Source organism: Streptomyces sp. JH002 (genome assembly GCF_050916115.1).
GTDB classification, from domain to species: domain Bacteria; phylum Actinomycetota; class Actinomycetes; order Streptomycetales; family Streptomycetaceae; genus Streptomyces; species Streptomyces xiamenensis.
Genome location: NZ_CP087989.1, coordinates 5,940,814 through 5,956,899 on the forward strand (window position 1 = coordinate 5,940,814; position 16,086 = coordinate 5,956,899).

Sequence of the window (16,086 nt, forward strand, 5' to 3'; positions counted from 1 at the left end):
GGGGTGGCGTGCGACCATGTGCGCCATGTCATCGCAGCCCAACGGGCCACGCCCGCCGGCGCGCCCCGACGCCTCCATGTCGCTGCTGACCACCGTCATGAACCACACCCTCGACGAGGGGTACGCCCAGGCGGCGGCACGCAGGCACAGCGAGGGCCGGTCCGGGCTGCCGCGCACCCTGCGCGCCAAGCTCTGGCTGGCCACCGGGCTCGTCCTGGCCGGCCTGGTGGTCACCCTGGGCGCCGCCCAGGCGCGGGAGGCGGCACCCACCGTCGCCCGGGAGCGCCAGGAACTCCTGGAGCGGGTCGAGTCCGGCACCGAGGCGATGGACGCGCTCCAGCAGGAGGTGGATGCCCTGCGCACCGAGGTCGCCGCCCGGCAGCGCGACCTGCTCAGCGACAGCGGCGGCGACCCGGGCGAGCTGACCGCGCTGCTCGCCGGCGCCGACGCCGTCCAGGGGCCCGGGCTGGAACTCGTCATCAACGACGCCAAGGGTGTCGCCGAGGGCGGCGGGGACGCCAGGGAGGGTTCCGGTTTCGACACCGGCCGGGTCCGCGACCGCGACCTCCAGCGGGTGGTCAACGGACTGTGGACCTCGGGCGCCGAGGCCATCGCCGTCAACGGGCAGCGGCTCACCGCCCTGTCGGCCATTCGCGCGGCGGGCGACGCGATCCTCGTCGACAACCGTCCGCTGGTCCCCCCGTACACCGTCCAGGCCATCGGTGACCCGCAGGACCTGCGTACCCGCTTCGATTCCACGGTGGACGGCCAGTACCTCAACGTGTTGCGCGACAACTACGGCATCCGGGCCGCCACCTCAGACCAGCAAGAGATCCGCATACCCGCCGCCACCAGCCTCACGGTCCGGACGGCGCGACCCGCGGACACGGGAGAAGGAAACACACAGTGATCGCCGTACTGGGGCTCGTGCTGGGCGTCGTGGCCGGAATCCTCACCCGGCCCGTGGTGCCCATGGGACTTGAGCCATACCTGCCGATCGCCGTGGTAGCGGCGCTCGACGCGGTCTTCGGCGGGCTGCGCGCCATGCTGGACGGGATGTTCGACGACAAGGTCTTCGTCGTCTCCTTCCTGTCCAACGTCGTGGTCGCCGCGCTGATCGTCTTCCTCGGCGACAAGCTCGGCGTGGGGGCCCAGCTGTCCACCGGCGTGGTCGTGGTCCTGGGCATCCGGATCTTCTCCAACGCCGCGTCCATCCGCCGACACCTCTTCCGGGCGTGAGTGCCATGAGCGACCCCGAGCAGGACCGCGACCGCCGACCGGGGCCCGATCCCCGGGACGCACCGCAGGGGGCGCCCGAGGCGCCCCGCGCGCCGGAACCGGATACGGAGCGCAAGGCCCTCCCGCCCGCCCCGCCCGCGCGCCTGACCGGCCGCGATGTGCTGTGGGCCGGCCTGTGGCCGCCCCGCGTCACCCGCAGCCAGCTGATCGTGGCCGCGCTGCTGTTCGTCCTGGGCCTCGGCCTGGCCATCCAGGTACGGGCCGCCAGCGCCGAGGACAGCGCGCTGCGCGGCGCCCGCCCCGAGGACCTGGTGCGCATCCTCAGCGATCTGGAGGACCGCAGCGGCCGTCTGGAGGACGAGCGCAACGACCTGGAGGAGCAGCGCACCGACCTGGAGACCAGCTCCGACCAGGCCGAGGAGGCCCGGCGGCAGACCGCCGAACGCGAGCGGCAACTGGGCATCCTGGCCGGTACGGTGGCCGCCGAGGGCCCGGGGATCGAGCTGCGGGTCACCGACCCGGCCGGCGGGGTGCGCGCCGACATGCTGCTGGACGCCGTGCAGGAGCTGCGGGCGGCCGGCGCCGAAGCGATCCAGATCAACGACGTACGGGTGGTGGCCGGTACCTTCTTCACGGACGAGAACGGCCAGGTGCGCGTCGACGGCCGGGCGGTGAACGCCCCGTACGTGATCGACGCCATCGGGCGGCCGCAGGACCTGGAACCGGCGCTGAACATCCCCGGGGGCGTCGTGCAGTCCCTGGAGAAGGAGCAGGCCGGGGTCACGGTGGAGCGGCCGGAGACCGTCCTCGTGGACGCCTTGCGATCGGCGGACCGGCCTGACTACGCTCAGTCGTCGTCGTGACGGGGAGCCATCGCCGGGGGCTGCCCGATGTGGTGGCTCTCGGTAAGGGAAACTGAATACGGGCCGCGTACGTTGGCAGAGTGTCCGGCGCGGCGGATGAGAGACAATGGACCGCCCGTCCACCGACGGGGCGGGCTAGGTGCGAGGGGATCGCTGGTGAGTTTTTTCGCTAGGTTGTTCGGCAGGCGTCAGGGTGGCTCGCACAGTGCCGCACGGCCTCATGCCCGCCGTGGCGAGCAGCCTGCGGGGGCGCCCGCGACGGAGGCGGGGCGCCCGCTGTTCCGTGACGAGGTGGACGGCCAGGCCGGCGGCATAGGCTCCCAGGCTCCCGCGGCGCAGGCCGCCGGCACGCCCTGCGGGCGCTGCGGCTCGCGCAACGCCCCGTCGAGCCGCTACTGCTCGCAGTGCGGCAACCCGCTGCGGCCGGGCGTGGAGGGCTCCTCGGAGACGACCTCCACCATCTCGATCTCCGGTCTGGAGGCGTACGACTCCGAGATCACGGGTCAGCACGCGGTGATGCCCGCGCTCTCCCCGGAGGCCCAGGCCGCCGTGGACGCGCTGCCGCCGGGCTCGGCCCTGCTGGTGGTGCGGCGCGGGCCGAACTCCGGCAGCCGTTTCCTGCTGGACGGTGACCTCACCACCGCGGGCCGCCACCCGCAGAGCGACATCTTCCTGGACGATGTGACGGTCTCCCGCCGCCATGTGGAGTTCCGCCGCCGTCCGGAAGGCGGTTTCTCGTGTTTCGACGTGGGCAGCCTCAATGGCACCTATGTCAACCGGGAGCCCATCGACTCGGCGGTGCTCGCGCACGGTGACGAGGTGCAGATCGGTAAATACCGTCTGGTCTTCTTCACCGGCCAGTACGGTGGGTGACGGCTCACGGAGAGCACACGGCGCCGCGCGGCGGTTCTCGACTATCCAAATGCCCCGGTCACGACCTAGGGTTGATGTGTGAACCAGCTCGACGTCGTGGGTGTCAGGGTCGAATTGCCCAACAACCAGCCCATCGTGCTCCTCCGTGAAGTGGACGGCGATCGCTACCTCCCCATCTGGATCGGCCCCGGGGAGGCCACCGCGATCGCCTTCGCCCAGCAGGGGCTGGCCCCTGCCCGGCCGCTGACGCACGACCTGCTGAAGAACGTGCTCGAGGCGATCGGGCAGGAACTCACCGCCGTGCGGATCACCGATCTGCGCGACGGTGTCTTCTACGCCGAGCTCGTGTTCGCCAGCGGCGTCGAGGTCAGCGCCCGGCCCTCCGACGCCATAGCGCTCGCGCTGCGCGTGGGTACCCCCATCTACAGCAGTGACGGGGTGCTGGACGACGCGGGGATCATCATCCCCGACGAGCAGGAGGACGAGGTGGAACGGTTCCGGGAGTTCCTGGACCAGATCTCTCCCGAGGACTTTGGCTCCAGCAATCAGTAGCCGGTGTGGCGATCGTTGACGCGCTGAGTGTGCATGCTTAGCGTCTGTGGGGCATGTCTTGGGAGGAGCGCTGTGCGCGTGCTCATCGTCACACGCGGTGAGTGGCGAGGGCACGGTCGGGGCGTGCGGAACGGAGGCCGGCGTGACAGGTAACGGCGAGGGTACGGCGGTGGGCGGGATCTCCTCGCTGCCGGGCGTACCGCCGCGGCAACCCCTGCGGGCGCCGGCCACCCCCCAGGGGCAGGGCACAGGGCGCGAGCGCCTGGGCTACCGGGGCCCCAGCGCCTGCGCCGCCGCGGGGATCACCTACCGCCAGCTCGACTACTGGGCCCGCACCCAGCTGGTGCAGCCCAGCATCCGCCCGGCCCACGGTTCGGGCACCCAGCGGCTGTACAGCTTCCAGGACATCCTGGTGCTCAAGATCGTCAAGCGGCTGCTGGACGCCGGGGTCTCCCTGCAGAGCATCCGTACGGCGGTGCGCGCCCTGCGCTCCGCCGACCTGGCGGAGCTGGCCGGGCTGACCCTGATGAGCGACGGGGCCACCGTCTACCGCTGCGAGTCCCCCGAGGAACTGGCCGAGCTGCTGCGCGGTGGCCGGGGGGTCTTCGGGATCGCGGTCGGCGCGGTGTGGGGCGATGTCGAGGCGGCCCTCGCCCGGCTCCAGGCCGAGCGGGTGGACACCGGGGAGGCCGTCGGCGGCGCGGGCCATCCCTCCGACGAACTGGCCAGGCGCCGACAGCGCGGAGCCCGCTGATCCCGTCCGCTCCCGGGGATTGTCAGACCCGTGGGGCACCATCGGGAGGGTGAGAGGCCAGCCGACGATCCTGCACCTCGACATGGACGCCTTCTACGCCTCGGTGGAGCAGGCGGCCAAGCCGTCGCTGCGCGGCAAGCCGGTGATCGTCGGCGGGCTGGGTCCGCGCGGCGTGGTGGCCACCGCCTCCTACGAGGCCAGGCGGTTCGGGGTGCACTCGGCCATGCCGATGGGCCAGGCCAGACGGCGCTGCCCGAACGCCGCCTATCTGTATCCGCGCTTCGATGTCTACCGCTCGGTCAGCGAGACCGTGATGGGTCTGCTGCGGGAACTGTCCCCGCTGGTGGAGCCGCTGAGCCTGGACGAGGCGTTCGTCGATCTGGTGGCCGGCGGCACGGCGCACACCGCCGCCGAGGCCGAGGCCGTGGGGCACGCACTGCGCGCCCGGATCCGGGCGGCCACCACACTGAGCGGTTCGGTGGGCCTGGCCGGTTCCAAGATGCTCGCCAAGATCGCCTCGGAGCGGGCCAAGCCGGACGGGCTGGAGCTGATCGTGCCCGGCACCGAGCGTGACCTGCTGGCCCCGCTGCCGGTCCGTACCCTGCCCGGGGTCGGCCCGGCCACCGACGGCGTGCTGCGCCGGGCCGGGATCAGCACCGTGGGCGACGTGGTGCGGGCCGGTGAGACGGAGCTGCTGCGCCTGCTGGGCACCGCGCACGGCGGCGGGGTGCACGCGATGGCCCTGGGGATCGACGACCGTCCGGTGGTCGCCGAGCGCGACGCCAAATCGGTCTCGGTGGAGGACACCTTCGACGTGGACCTCACCGACCGGGCCCGGGTGCGCCACGAGGTGGACCGGCTGGCCGAGCGGTGCGTACGGCGGCTGCGCGAGCACGGCCGCTCCGGGCGCACCGTGGTGCTGAAGGTGCGCAGCCACGACTTCTCCACCCTGACCCGCTCGGACACGCTGCGCGGGCCCACCGACGATCCGGCGGTGGTGCGGGAGCTGGCCGCGCGGCTGCTGGAGGGGGTGGACACCACCAACGGTGTCCGGCTGCTGGGGGTGGGCGTCACCGGACTGGCGGACTTCACCCAGGAGGATCTGTTCGCGCAGGCGGGCGCGAGGGTCGAGGGCGAGGAGGACGGCGGTGACAGCGCGCCCGAGGGGCCGGCGGACCCCGCCGGGGCCGCCCCGGATGCCGAGCCGGCCCCCGACCGCCGGTGGCTTCCCGGCCTGGACGTGGAGCACACCGGGCACGGCCCCGGCTGGGTGCAGGGCAGCGGCGTCGGGCGGGTCACCGTGCGGTTCGAGACACCGGGCTCCGCGCCGGGCCGGGTGCGGACCTTCGCGGTGGACGATCCCGAGCTCAGCCGCTCCGGCCGCCCGCTGCCGCTGACCGGCGGCCCTCAGCGCTCCTCGTCCGGCGGCGAGGCCAGCCGGCCGAAGTCCTGATCGGGCGGCGTGGCGTCGTCCTCGGGCGCCGCCATCGGCACGTCGAGACCGTAGTGGTGATACAGCTGCAACTCCTGCTCGGGGGAGAGGTGCCGCCCCACCCCGAAGTCCGGCGCGTCCTTGATCAGCGCCCGGTCGAAGGGCACCCGCAGGGACTCCTCGACCAGTTCGCTGGGCTCCAGGGGCACGAACGCGTCCCGGCTGAAGAGTCCGGTGCGCACAGCCGCCCATTCGGGTGCACCGGTCGCGTCATCCAGATAGACCTCGTCCACCGTGCCGATCTTTGCTCCGTTCCGGTCGAACGCCTTGCGCCCGATCAGGCTGCGGGGATCGATATCGGTCTGCACGGTTCCTCCCACGGTTCATCACTGCCGGGCCGCACGCCCCTTCGCCTTCACGTAACGGCACATACCCGGAGTCGGCCAGTCGAGTCCACCGGCACCGGGAGCGGGGCTCCCTCTCCATGTTCGCAGCCCGAAGGCCGCTGGTAGGCTCGAAAACGGTTGACGACCTCGTGCGGGAGAGTCCACCGGTCCTGTGGCCGGCGGCGCCGAAGGAGCAAATCCTCCCCGGAATCTCTCAGGCCCCCGTACCGCACGGGCGAAACCACTCTGGAAAGCAGGGTGACGGCCGGACATCCGTCCCGGCCCCGCCCTCACCGACGGTGAAAGCCGTGCCATCGCCCGACGGGGCGGCGGCGCGGTGAAGCTCTCAGGTCGACATGACAGAGGGGGAGGCCGCAGCAGGCACCGCCCGGTGGTTGCGGGTCCCAGCGACCAGGAGGCCCCCAGATGTCCGAACGCCCACTCCCGCTCAGCGCACTGGAGCACGGCTCGCCGTTCGCGGCCCGCCACATCGGCCCCGACGCCACCGACCGGGCGAAGATGCTCGCCCAGGTCGGCTTCGGCTCCCTCGACGAGCTGACCTCGGCCGCCGTGCCCGCCTCCATCGCCGGCTCCGGACCGCTGCGGCTGCCGCAGGCGCGTTCGGAGGCTGCCGTGCTGGCCGAACTGCGCGCGCTGGCCGACCGCAACCAGGTCCTGACCTCCATGATCGGCCTGGGCTACTACGGCACGTTCACCCCGCCGGTCATCCTGCGCAACGTCATGGAGAACCCCGCCTGGTACACGGCGTACACGCCCTACCAGCCGGAGATCTCCCAGGGCCGCCTGGAGGCCCTGCTGAACTTCCAGACCGTGGTCTCCGAGCTCACCGGGCTGCCCACCGCCGGCGCCTCGCTGCTGGACGAGGGCACCGCCGCCGCCGAGGCCATGGCGCTGTCGCGGCGGGTGGGCAAGGTCAAGCAGGGCGTCTTCCTGGTCGACGCCGACACCCTGCCGCAGACCGTCGCCGTGCTGCGCACCCGCGCCGAGCCCACCGGGGTCGAGGTGGTGGTCGCCGACCTGACCGAGGGCATCCCGCGGGAGGCCGCCGAGCGCGGGATCTTCGGCGTCCTGCTCCAGTACCCGGGGACCGGCGGCGCGGTGCGCGACCCGCGCCCGGTCATCGAGCGCGCCCACGAGCTGGGGGCGGTCGTCACCGTCGCCGCGGATCTGCTCGCCCTCACCCTGCTCGCCTCGCCGGGCGAGCTGGGCGCGGACATCGCGGTGGGCACCAGCCAGCGGTTCGGTGTGCCCATGGGCTTCGGCGGCCCGCACGCCGGCTACATGGCGGTCCGCGAGGCGTACGCCCGCAGCCTGCCGGGACGCCTGGTGGGCGTCTCCCGGGACGCGGACGGCAAGCGCGCCTACCGGCTGGCGCTGCAGACCCGCGAGCAGCACATCCGCCGGGAGAAGGCCACCAGCAACATCTGTACGGCGCAGGTGCTCCTGGCCGTGATGGCCGGCATGTACGCCGTGTACCACGGCCCCCAGGGGCTGGCGGACATCGCGCGCCGCACCCACCGCTACGCCGCGCTGCTGGCCGCCGGGCTGCGCGCGGGCGGCGTCGAGGTGGTGCACGGGGCGTTCTTCGACACCGTCACCGCCCGGGTTCCGGGCCGCGCCGAGCAGGTCGTGGCCGCCGCCCGCGAGGCGGGCGTCAATCTGCGCCAGGACGGGTCCGACCTGGTCGGCATCGCCTGCGACGAGACCACCAGCCGCGCCGAACTGGCCGCCGTGTGGGCCGCCTTCGGCGTGGACGCCGCGCACACCGACATCGACGAGCTGGACGCCGCGACGCCGGACGCGCTGCCCGGCGCGCTGCTGCGCACCGACGAGTACCTCAGCCACCCGGTGTTCCACCAGCACCGTTCCGAGACCGCGATGCTGCGCTATCTGCGGCGTCTGGCCGACCGGGACTACGCGCTGGACCGCGGCATGATCCCGCTGGGCTCGTGCACCATGAAGCTCAACGCCACCGTCGAGATGGAGCCGGTCACCTGGCCGCAGTTCGCCGCGCTGCACCCGTTCGCGCCGATCGAGCAGGCCGAGGGCTACCGCACCCTGATCCGCGAACTGGAGGACGGGCTCGCCGAGATCACCGGCTACGACAAGGTCTCGCTGCAGCCCAACGCCGGGTCGCAGGGCGAGCTGGCCGGGCTGCTCGCGGTGCGCGCCTACCACCGCGCGAACGGTGACCCGCAGCGCACCGTGTGCCTGATCCCCTCCTCGGCGCACGGCACCAACGCCGCCAGCGCCGTGATGGCCGGGATGAAGGTGGTCGTGGTGGCCACCGGCGAGAACGGCGATGTGAACGTCGAGGATCTGCGCGCCAAGATCGAGCGGCACCGGGACGAGCTGGCGGTCCTGATGGTCACCTACCCCTCCACGCACGGGGTGTTCGAGGAGGGCATCCAGGAGATCTGCGCGGCGGTGCACGACGCGGGCGGCCAGGTGTACGTGGACGGCGCCAACCTCAACGCGCTGGTGGGGCTGGCCCGTCCGGGACGGTTCGGGGCGGACGTCTCGCACCTGAACCTGCACAAGACCTTCTGTATCCCGCACGGCGGCGGTGGCCCCGGGGTCGGTCCGGTGGCGGTGCGCGAGCACCTCGCCCCGTACCTGCCCGGTCATCCGCTCCAGCCCACCGCGGGACCCGTGGACGGCCCGGTGGGCCCGGTCTCCGCGGCGCCGTGGGGCTCGGCCGGCATCCTGCCGATCTCCTGGGCCTATCTGCGGCTCATGGGCCCCGAGGGGCTGCGCGAGGCGACCCAGACGGCGGTCCTGGGCGCCAACTACATCGCCAAGCGCCTGGAGCCGCACTACCCGGTGCTCTACACCGGGCCCGGCGGTCTGGTGGCGCACGAGTGCATCATCGACGTCCGGCCGCTCACCAAGGCCACCGGTGTCAGCATCGACGATGTGGCCAAGCGGCTGATCGACTACGGGTTCCACGCGCCGACGATGTCCTTCCCCGTCGCCGGGACGCTCATGATCGAACCGACCGAGAGCGAAAATCTGGCCGAACTCGACCGTTTCTGCGATGCGATGATCGCGATTCGGGCGGAGATTGACCGAGTTGGTGCGGGGGAGTGGCCCAAGGACGACAACCCGCTGGCCGGCGCCCCGCACACCGCGGCGCAGCTCACCGAGGAGTGGACGCACCCGTACAGCCGTCAGGACGCCGTCTTCCCGGGCGACGCGGGCCGCGAGGACAAGTACTGGCCGCCGGTGCGCCGCATCGACGGCGCGTTCGGCGACCGCAACCTGGTGTGCTCCTGCCCGCCGGTGGACTCCTACGAGGACTGAGCACCGAGAACCCGGGGCTGAGCGCCCAGGACCGAGGCCGACGCCCTCCGGGCCGGCTCCCCGCAGCGGGGAACCGGCCCGGACACGTACCGCCTGCGTGTGGTGCGCCGCCGGTCAGCCGGTCGGCGCCGTGATGGTCAGGCGGCCGGCGAGCACCGGCAGCAGGGTGTCCGCGCGCACCGGGAGATCCCCGGCGATCCCCGGCGGCGCCGGAGCGAGCGGCACCAGGATGTCCTGCGGCAGCGGCGAGCCGGCGCCCGGCTCCGCCGTGGGATCCGAGTGCAGCCACAGGGTGAGCATGTACAGCTCCGGAATCGACAGCAACCGGGGCTGATAGGTGCCGGGAAGCTCCTCGGCGCGCCGTACGGCCCGCTCCGTGGAGGCGATATAGGGGCCTTCCCCGAAATGCGAGAAAGCCCAGCCGTCCGGGGTCAGCATGGTTTCCGCGGCTCCGACGGCGCGGCCACCACTCTCCAGCAGAAAACGCCATCCGGTCAGCCGGGAACGGGCCGCTCCGGTGGGATCGGGGACCGGCGTCAACCGGTGCACGGGCAGGGGAAGCACGGGGCGCAGAGCCCCTCGATTCAGATAGATCGGGTGCGGGGAACGCACCGTGGTGGACTGGAGTGCGGCACTCAGGCTGCGCTCGGCGGCAGCAGGAGCGGGCGGGATGTTCAGGGGCATGTCGGGTCGCCTCTCGCTTCGGAGTAGGTCGCCTCTTCCAGGGGAGACATGGCGCTTCAGGATGTTATACGACGCGTGTTCTCGTTATGTTTCCACTAGCCCACCGAAAAAGTTTCGGCAAGAGGTAATCAGGCCGCCCTGTGCGCGAAGTATCCCTCTGGGATATGCCCATGTGTGGGCCGCGCCACGCACGGTCCGGTGTTATCGGCCGATGGTGGTGGGCATGATCGGTGCACCGACGGACGAGGAGGTGTGCCGCATGGGTGTGAAGGTCGCGGCCGACCGGTTCGATCTTGCTGACCGGGAACTTTTCCGGGCCAGACTGCATGCGTGCGTGGAGAGCCTGCGCCGGCTGCTCGCGGAGCGGCGCTTCGACGGGCCACGGGAGTCCATCGGCCTGGAGGTGGAACTCAGCCTCGCCGACCGCGACGGCGCCCCGCGCATGGTCAATGGCGAGGTGCTGGCGAGAATGGCCACCCGGGATTTCCAGACCGAGCTCGGTCAGTTCACCCTTGAATTCAATATGACCCCGCGCACCCTGGCGGGCCGGGTGTTCGACGACCTGGCGGAGGAACTGCGCATCGCCTTTGGTTATGCGGACACCGTGGCCGGGGAATTCGACGCCAACATCGTGATGATCGGAGTTCTGCCCACTGTCACAGGAGACGAGCTGGCTCCCACCAGCCTCTCCCAGGTCGACCGCTATATGATGCTGAACGACCAGATACTCGCGGCACGCGGCGAAAGAATCAAGGTCGAACTGGCCGGAGCCGAAACGCTGGAACGCTCCTTCGACTCCATCGCCCCGGAATCCATCTGCACCTCCGTGCAATTCCACCTCCAGGTCACTCCGGACCGGTTCGCCGACACCTGGAACGCCGCCCAGTGCGTCACCGCGGCACAGATAGCGGTGGGCGCCAATTCCCCGTTCGTCTTCGGTACCCAGCTGTGGCCGGAGACCCGGCCGCCGTTCTTCCTCCAGGCCACCGACAGTCGCCCCCCGGAGCTGGCAGCCCAGGGCGTACGCCCGCGCACATGGTTCGGCGAACGCTGGATCGACTCCGTCACCGATCTCTTCGAGGAGAACCTGCGCTACTTCCCCGCGCTCATCCCGCTGCGCGACGAGGAGGACCCGCTCGCCGTTCTGGCCGCCGGCGGCATCCCCCAGCTGTCCGAACTCGGCCTGCACAACGGCACCGTCTACCGCTGGAACCGTCCGGTGTACGCGGTGGCCGACGGCGTACCGCATCTGCGGGTGGAGAACCGGGTACTGCCCACCGGCCCCACGGCCACCGACACCGTCGCCAACGCGGCCTTCTACTACGGACTGGTGCGCGCCCTGGCCGACCAGGAGCAGCCCGTGTGGCACCGGCTGCCGTTCGCCACCGCCGAGGAGAACTTCCACACCGCCTGCCGGGAGGGCATCGACGCCGAGCTGACCTGGCCCGATCCCGACGGCGGCGGGCTGATCACCCGCCCCGCCGCGCGGCTCATCGAGGAGACCCTGCTGCCGCTGGCCGCCTCGGGCCTGGACGCGTACGGCATTCCGGCCACCGACCGCGACCACTACCTGTCCGTCATCGCCGAACGATGCCGCCGCGGGATCACCGGGGCCGGCTGGCAGACTCGGGTCTACCACCAGGAGGTGGCGAACGGAGCCGACCGCCGTACGGCCCTGTCCCGGCTCGTGACCCGCTACTGCGAACTGGCGCGCACCGACGCGCCGGTGCACAGCTGGCCGATCGGGAGCTGACCGCGCCGCGCGCCCGCGCCGCTCCGTCCAGCCGCCCCCGCGGTGGCGGAGCGTCGGCGCGGCGAACGGAGTGAAGGTGCGGCTGTTGAACCCGGAGAGTCCGGTCTGGGCGGGCGGCGGGCGGGTGCCCGCGCTGCCCGGGGAGAACGACCGGCGGACGCTGAGCCGGGAACTGCTGCTGGTGCTGGCCCTGTCCCTGGGGGCTAGCGGCGTCGCCGCGGTGATCCGCTTCGTCGGGGCGCTCACCCGCCCCGGCGGACTCGCCGACCAGGCCGCCACCCTCAACGGCTCGCGTGCCCCCGGCCGCCCCTGGCTCGACCTGGTGTGGCAGGTGTTCGCGATCAGCACCGCCCTGGTGCCGGTCCTGCTGGTGGCCCATCTGCTGCTGCGCGAACCGGGCCCGGGCGGCACCGGGATGCGCGTGATCGGCTTCGACCTGAGCCGGCCGCGCTTCGACCTGGCCTGGGGCGCGGTCGTCGCCGCCGGCATCGGCGGCAGCGGCATCCTGCTCTACCTCGGCGCGCACGCGGCCGGTGCCAACCTCACCGTGGTGCCCGAGTCACTGCCCGAGGTGTGGTGGAAGTTCCCGGTGCTGATCGCCTCCGCGCTCCAGAACTCCATCGTGGAGGAGGTGATCGTGGTCGGCTATCTGCTGCGCCGCCTGGACCAACTGGGGTGGAGTGCACCGGCCGCGCTGCTCACCTCCTCGCTGCTGCGCGGCTCCTACCACCTCTACCAGGGCATCGGCGGGTTCATCGGCAATGTCGCCATGGGCGTCATCTTCGTGTGGCTGTACCGCCGCTGGGGGCGGGTGATGCCGCTGGTGGTGGCGCACGCCCTGATCGACATCGTGGCCTTCATCGGGTACGCGCTGCTGGCCGGTCATGTGAGCTGGCTGCCCACCGCCTGACCCGGGCCCGCCAGCAACGCGCCGTCCATGACGGTGACGGCCGTGCCCGTCAGGAGCGTGCGGTCACCGGCCATCTCCATGCGCACGGTGCCGCCGCGGGCCGAGAGCTGGCGGCCGGTCAGCCGGGTACGGCCGGTGCGCCGCGCCCAGAACGGGCCGATCGCGGTGTGCGCGCTGCCGGTCACCGGGTCCTCGGGGATGCCGACCGCCGGGAAGAAACAGCGGGAGGCGATGTCGTAACCGGATCCCGGGTCATCGGCGGGGGCGGTCACGATGACCTGGCCGAGCCGGCCGATGTCCGGGGTGAGGCCGGCCACCGCGCGCTCGTCCGCCAGTTCCACCAGGAACTCGGCGATCGCGGGGCCGGGGGAGTGGACCGACACCGGCCGCGCCCCCAGCGCCTCGGCGAGCCCCGGCGGGATGTCCAGCGGCGTCAGCGGCGCGGTGGGGAAGTCCAGCGTGATCGCCCCCTCCGTGTCCGGGCGGGTGGTGACGATGCCGGAGCGGGTGGCGAACCGCAACAGGCCCGGGGCGACGCCGTCCCCGTACAGCACATGGGCGGTGGCGAGGGTGGCGTGCCCGCACAGATCCACCTCGGCGGTCGGGGTCAGCCAGCGCAGGGCGTAGTCGGCGTCGTCCCGGCCCGGGGTGGGCACCGCGAACGCGGTCTCGGACAGGTTGACCTCGGCGGCCACGGCGCGCAGCCAGTCCTCCTGCGGCCAGCTGTCGAGGAGGACCACCCCGGCCGGGTTGCCGGAGAAGGCGCGGTCGGTGAACGCGTCGACGATGCGGATTCTCATGGCCGGCACGCTAGGCGGCGCGGCGCGCGGCCTGCCACGGCCAATCAGGCGTTCGTGGACCGCTGTGCGCTCAGATAGGGCGGGACGGTGACCCCGGCGGCCAGATCCGGGGCCGCCACCGGCGCGCCGGTCGTGACGGAGACCGGCAGCACGCCACTCCAGTAGGGCAGTTCCCGGTCCTCGGGTTCGTCGTTGGGACCGCCGGTGCGGAACTTGGCGGACACCTCGGTCAGCTCGATGGCCAGGACGGCGGTGGCGGCCGCCTCCTTGCCGTTGGCGGGGCGGCAGTCGGCGGAGCGGCCCGGGATCGCCTGATCGACGATGGCGTCCAGCGCGGCGGCCTTCTCGGCCGGATCCGTGACCTGCCGCGCGGTGCCGTGCACCACCACCGAGCGGTAGTTCAAGGAGTGGTGGAAGGCCGAGCGGGCCAGCACCAGGCCGTCGACATGGGTGACGGTCACACACACCGGCAGCCCCTGCGGCGCGCCGCTCGCCGTGCGCAGCGGGTACGAACCGGTGGAGCCATGGACGTACAGCCGCTCGCCGACCCTCGCGTACAGGGTGGGCAGCACCACGGCCGCACCGTCGCGGACGAAGCCGAGATGGCACAGATAGCCGTCGTCGAGGATGCCGTGCACCCGCTCCCGGTCCCAGGAGGCACGCTGGGCGGCGCGGGTGGGGGTGGTGCGCGCGGTGCGCGGGTAGCTGCCGGTGGTGTGGTCGGCGGTCGGCACGCGTTTCTCCTTGCCCTCGATATTGCATTAGTGCATAATCTCGTTTGTGCTAGGAGATTATCGCATTACGGGACGGGGTGCGGCCGATATCGCCGCGAGCGTGGAACGGGGCATCGGCTCCGGAGACCTCGCGCCCGGCCACCTCCTCCCGCCCCAGCGGGAACTGGCCGCATCCCTCGGGGTCAACCCGAACACCGTCGCCGCCGCCTACCGCACGCTGCGCGAGCGCGGACTGATCGAGACCGCGGGACGGCGCGGCAGCCGGGTGCGGCACCGCCCCGCCAGCACCTCGCGCGACGACACGGTCCGCGTCCACGTACCGCCCGGCGCCCGCGACATCTCCGACGGAAACCCCGACCCCGCCCTGCTGCCCCCGCTGGGCCCGGCACTGGCCGCGGCCGGCGAACGCTTCGCCACGGCCCCGCCGATGTACGGCGCGCCCCCGGTCAGCGAACGGCTGGCCGCCGCCGCCCGCGCCGAACTCGCCGCCGACGGCGTCCAGGACGCCCCGCTCACCGTCGCCTCCGGCTCCCTGGACGCCATCGAACGCGTCCTCGCGGCCCATCTGCGCCCCGGCGACGCCGTCGCCGTCGAGGACCCGGGCTGGGGCAGCCTCCTGGACCTCGTCCCCGCGCTCGGGCTGCGCACCCTGCCCATGATGGTCGACGACGAGGGCCCGCTGCCCGGCGACGCCGAACACGCCCTGGCTCGCGGTGCCCGCGCCCTGGTGGTCACCGCCCGCGCCCAGAACCCCACCGGGGCCGCCGTCACCGCACCGCGCGCCGCCGCACTGCGGGCCGTCCTCGCGGCCCACCCGCAGACCCTGCTCATCGAGGACGACCACGCCCACCACATCGTCGATCTGCCGCTGCACACCCTGACCGGTGTCACCCGGCACTGGGCGTTCGTCCGCTCGGCCGCCAAGGCGTACGGGCCGGACCTGCGGGTCGCCGTGCTGACCGGCGACGATCTGACGGTCGACCGGGTGGGAGGGCGGCACCGGCTCGGACCCGGCTGGGTCAGCCATCTCCTCCAGGAGACGGTCGCCGGGCTCTGGCTGGGCGGGGCCGTCGATCCGGTCGCCGTGGCCGCCTCCTACGGACGGCGGCGCGAGGCACTGTTGGCCGCCCTCGCCGACCGCGGCGTCCCCGCTCGGGGACGCAGCGGTATGAACGTCTGGGTGCCGGCCCCGGAGGAGACCGGCGCCGTGGCCAGGCTGCTCACCGCCGGCTGGGCGGTGGGCCCGGGCGCCCGCTTCCGGCTGGCCTCACCACCCGGTATCCGGCTCACCGTCTCCCCCCTGGCCCCGGCCGACATCGCCCCCCTTGCGGACGCCGTGGCGACGGCCCTCACCCCGGGCGCCGTGCGCCGGTACGACTAGCCGGCCGCCCGCCGCTCCGTGGCCGCCAGGTACTGGCGCAGTGTCCGACGGGACTGGAGGAGCATGTCGATCCGCTCGTCCAGTCCGGCTATGCGCGCCCGAAGCAGTTCCAGTGTTTCCGGGCAGGGCTTCAGATCGGGGTCCCCGCCCGTGACGCACGGTTGGAGGTGGCCGATCTCCTGAGTCGACAGCCCGGCCGCCAGCAGTTTCCGGATCTGGGACACGGTCAGCACGGCGTCCTCGCCGTACTCGCGGTAGCCGTTGCCGCCACGGACGGGCATCAGCAGGCCCTGAGCCTCGTAGTACCGCAGTTGGTGCGCATGGACCCCGGTCCGCCGACTCAGCTCCCCGATCAGCACGCACATTCCCCCTTGACCTTCATACCGGTGTGAACGTTGACG

General features: G+C 72.5%; 16 protein-coding genes and 1 riboswitch. Of the genes, 11 read left to right on the forward strand and 5 right to left on the reverse strand.

Annotated features, from left to right (window positions below; translation table 11 throughout):
• The first annotated feature begins 16 nt into the window (after nt 1–16).
• From H7827_RS27305 to H7827_RS27335, 7 genes are all read left to right on the forward strand, one after another.
• Nucleotides 17–910, forward strand: a complete 894-nt coding sequence (locus H7827_RS27305) for a DUF881 domain-containing protein (protein WP_107046938.1) — start codon at nt 17–19, stop codon at nt 908–910.
• Nucleotides 907–1,239 (forward strand): small basic family protein, encoded by a 333-nt coding sequence (locus tag H7827_RS27310; protein WP_019434707.1) that lies wholly within the window; start codon nt 907–909, stop codon nt 1,237–1,239. Before H7827_RS27305 ends, H7827_RS27310 begins: the two co-directional genes overlap by 4 nt.
• A 5-nt stretch (nt 1,240–1,244) precedes the next feature.
• A complete protein-coding gene (locus H7827_RS27315) occupies nt 1,245–2,102 on the forward strand; it encodes a DUF881 domain-containing protein (protein ID WP_432747696.1) in 858 nt (285 codons plus the stop codon).
• A 291-nt stretch (nt 2,103–2,393) separates the two neighbouring features.
• On the forward strand, nt 2,394–2,975 hold the full coding sequence (locus H7827_RS27320) for an FHA domain-containing protein (RefSeq protein WP_386533493.1): 582 nt from the start codon (nt 2,394–2,396) through the stop codon (nt 2,973–2,975).
• 78 nt (nt 2,976–3,053) lie between these two features.
• Nucleotides 3,054–3,527, forward strand: coding sequence for a bifunctional nuclease family protein (locus H7827_RS27325; protein ID WP_030726939.1), 474 nt, complete (start codon nt 3,054–3,056; stop codon nt 3,525–3,527).
• A gap of 142 nt (nt 3,528–3,669) precedes the next feature.
• Nucleotides 3,670–4,281, forward strand: coding sequence for a MerR family transcriptional regulator (locus H7827_RS27330; protein WP_386533488.1), 612 nt, complete (start codon nt 3,670–3,672; stop codon nt 4,279–4,281).
• 49 nt (nt 4,282–4,330) lie between these two features.
• The gene (locus tag H7827_RS27335; protein ID WP_432747697.1) at nt 4,331–5,734 is read left to right on the forward strand and encodes a DNA polymerase IV; all 1,404 of its coding nucleotides are present in this window, start codon (nt 4,331–4,333) and stop codon (nt 5,732–5,734) included.
• Here the strand turns inward: H7827_RS27335 and H7827_RS27340 are convergent.
• Entirely contained in the window at nt 5,689–6,093 is a 405-nt protein-coding gene (locus H7827_RS27340; protein WP_078635146.1) for a PRC-barrel domain-containing protein, read from the reverse strand. The genes H7827_RS27335 and H7827_RS27340 overlap by 46 nt on opposite strands.
• Nucleotides 6,094–6,241: 148 nt before the next feature.
• A riboswitch (glycine riboswitch) is annotated at nt 6,242–6,339 on the forward strand.
• Between the two features lie 186 nt (nt 6,340–6,525).
• Between H7827_RS27340 and gcvP the strand changes: the two genes are divergently transcribed.
• Nucleotides 6,526–9,423: an aminomethyl-transferring glycine dehydrogenase gene (gene gcvP, locus H7827_RS27345; protein ID WP_432747698.1), complete on the forward strand. Its 2,898-nt coding sequence runs from the start codon at nt 6,526–6,528 to the stop codon at nt 9,421–9,423.
• 114 nt (nt 9,424–9,537) lie between these two features.
• On the opposite strand, the gene H7827_RS27350 is transcribed toward gcvP, so the two are convergent.
• Entirely contained in the window at nt 9,538–10,107 is a 570-nt protein-coding gene (locus H7827_RS27350; RefSeq protein ID WP_262834092.1) for a hypothetical protein, read from the reverse strand.
• Between the two features lie 259 nt (nt 10,108–10,366).
• Here H7827_RS27350 and H7827_RS27355 point away from each other — a divergent pair, with 259 nt between their 5' ends.
• Together H7827_RS27355 and H7827_RS27360 are read left to right on the forward strand one after the other, a co-directional pair.
• Complete coding sequence (locus H7827_RS27355) at nt 10,367–11,860, forward strand: glutamate--cysteine ligase (protein ID WP_432748063.1); 1,494 nt, start codon at nt 10,367–10,369, stop codon at nt 11,858–11,860.
• A gap of 124 nt (nt 11,861–11,984) precedes the next feature.
• Nucleotides 11,985–12,770 carry a CPBP family intramembrane glutamic endopeptidase gene (locus tag H7827_RS27360; RefSeq protein WP_432748064.1) on the forward strand — a complete coding sequence of 262 codons (786 nt, stop codon included), beginning with the start codon at nt 11,985–11,987 and terminating at the stop codon, nt 12,768–12,770.
• Here H7827_RS27360 and H7827_RS27365 read toward each other — a convergent pair.
• The gene (locus H7827_RS27365; protein WP_432747699.1) at nt 12,743–13,570 is read right to left on the reverse strand and encodes a PhzF family phenazine biosynthesis protein; all 828 of its coding nucleotides are present in this window, start codon (nt 13,568–13,570) and stop codon (nt 12,743–12,745) included. The two genes, H7827_RS27360 and H7827_RS27365, sit on opposite strands and share 28 nt — an antisense overlap.
• Before the next feature lie 44 nt (nt 13,571–13,614).
• Nucleotides 13,615–14,304, reverse strand: a complete 690-nt coding sequence (locus H7827_RS27370; protein ID WP_432747700.1) for a pyridoxamine 5'-phosphate oxidase family protein — start codon at nt 14,302–14,304, stop codon at nt 13,615–13,617.
• A gap of 46 nt (nt 14,305–14,350) precedes the next feature.
• On the opposite strand from H7827_RS27370, the gene H7827_RS27375 reads away from it, so the two are divergent.
• The gene (locus H7827_RS27375; protein ID WP_432747701.1) at nt 14,351–15,685 is read left to right on the forward strand and encodes an aminotransferase class I/II-fold pyridoxal phosphate-dependent enzyme; all 1,335 of its coding nucleotides are present in this window, start codon (nt 14,351–14,353) and stop codon (nt 15,683–15,685) included.
• Here H7827_RS27375 and H7827_RS27380 read toward each other — a convergent pair.
• Entirely contained in the window at nt 15,682–16,044 is a 363-nt protein-coding gene (locus H7827_RS27380) for a MerR family transcriptional regulator (protein ID WP_432748065.1), read from the reverse strand. The two genes, H7827_RS27375 and H7827_RS27380, sit on opposite strands and share 4 nt — an antisense overlap.
• Between the last annotated feature and the right edge of the window lie 42 nt (nt 16,045–16,086).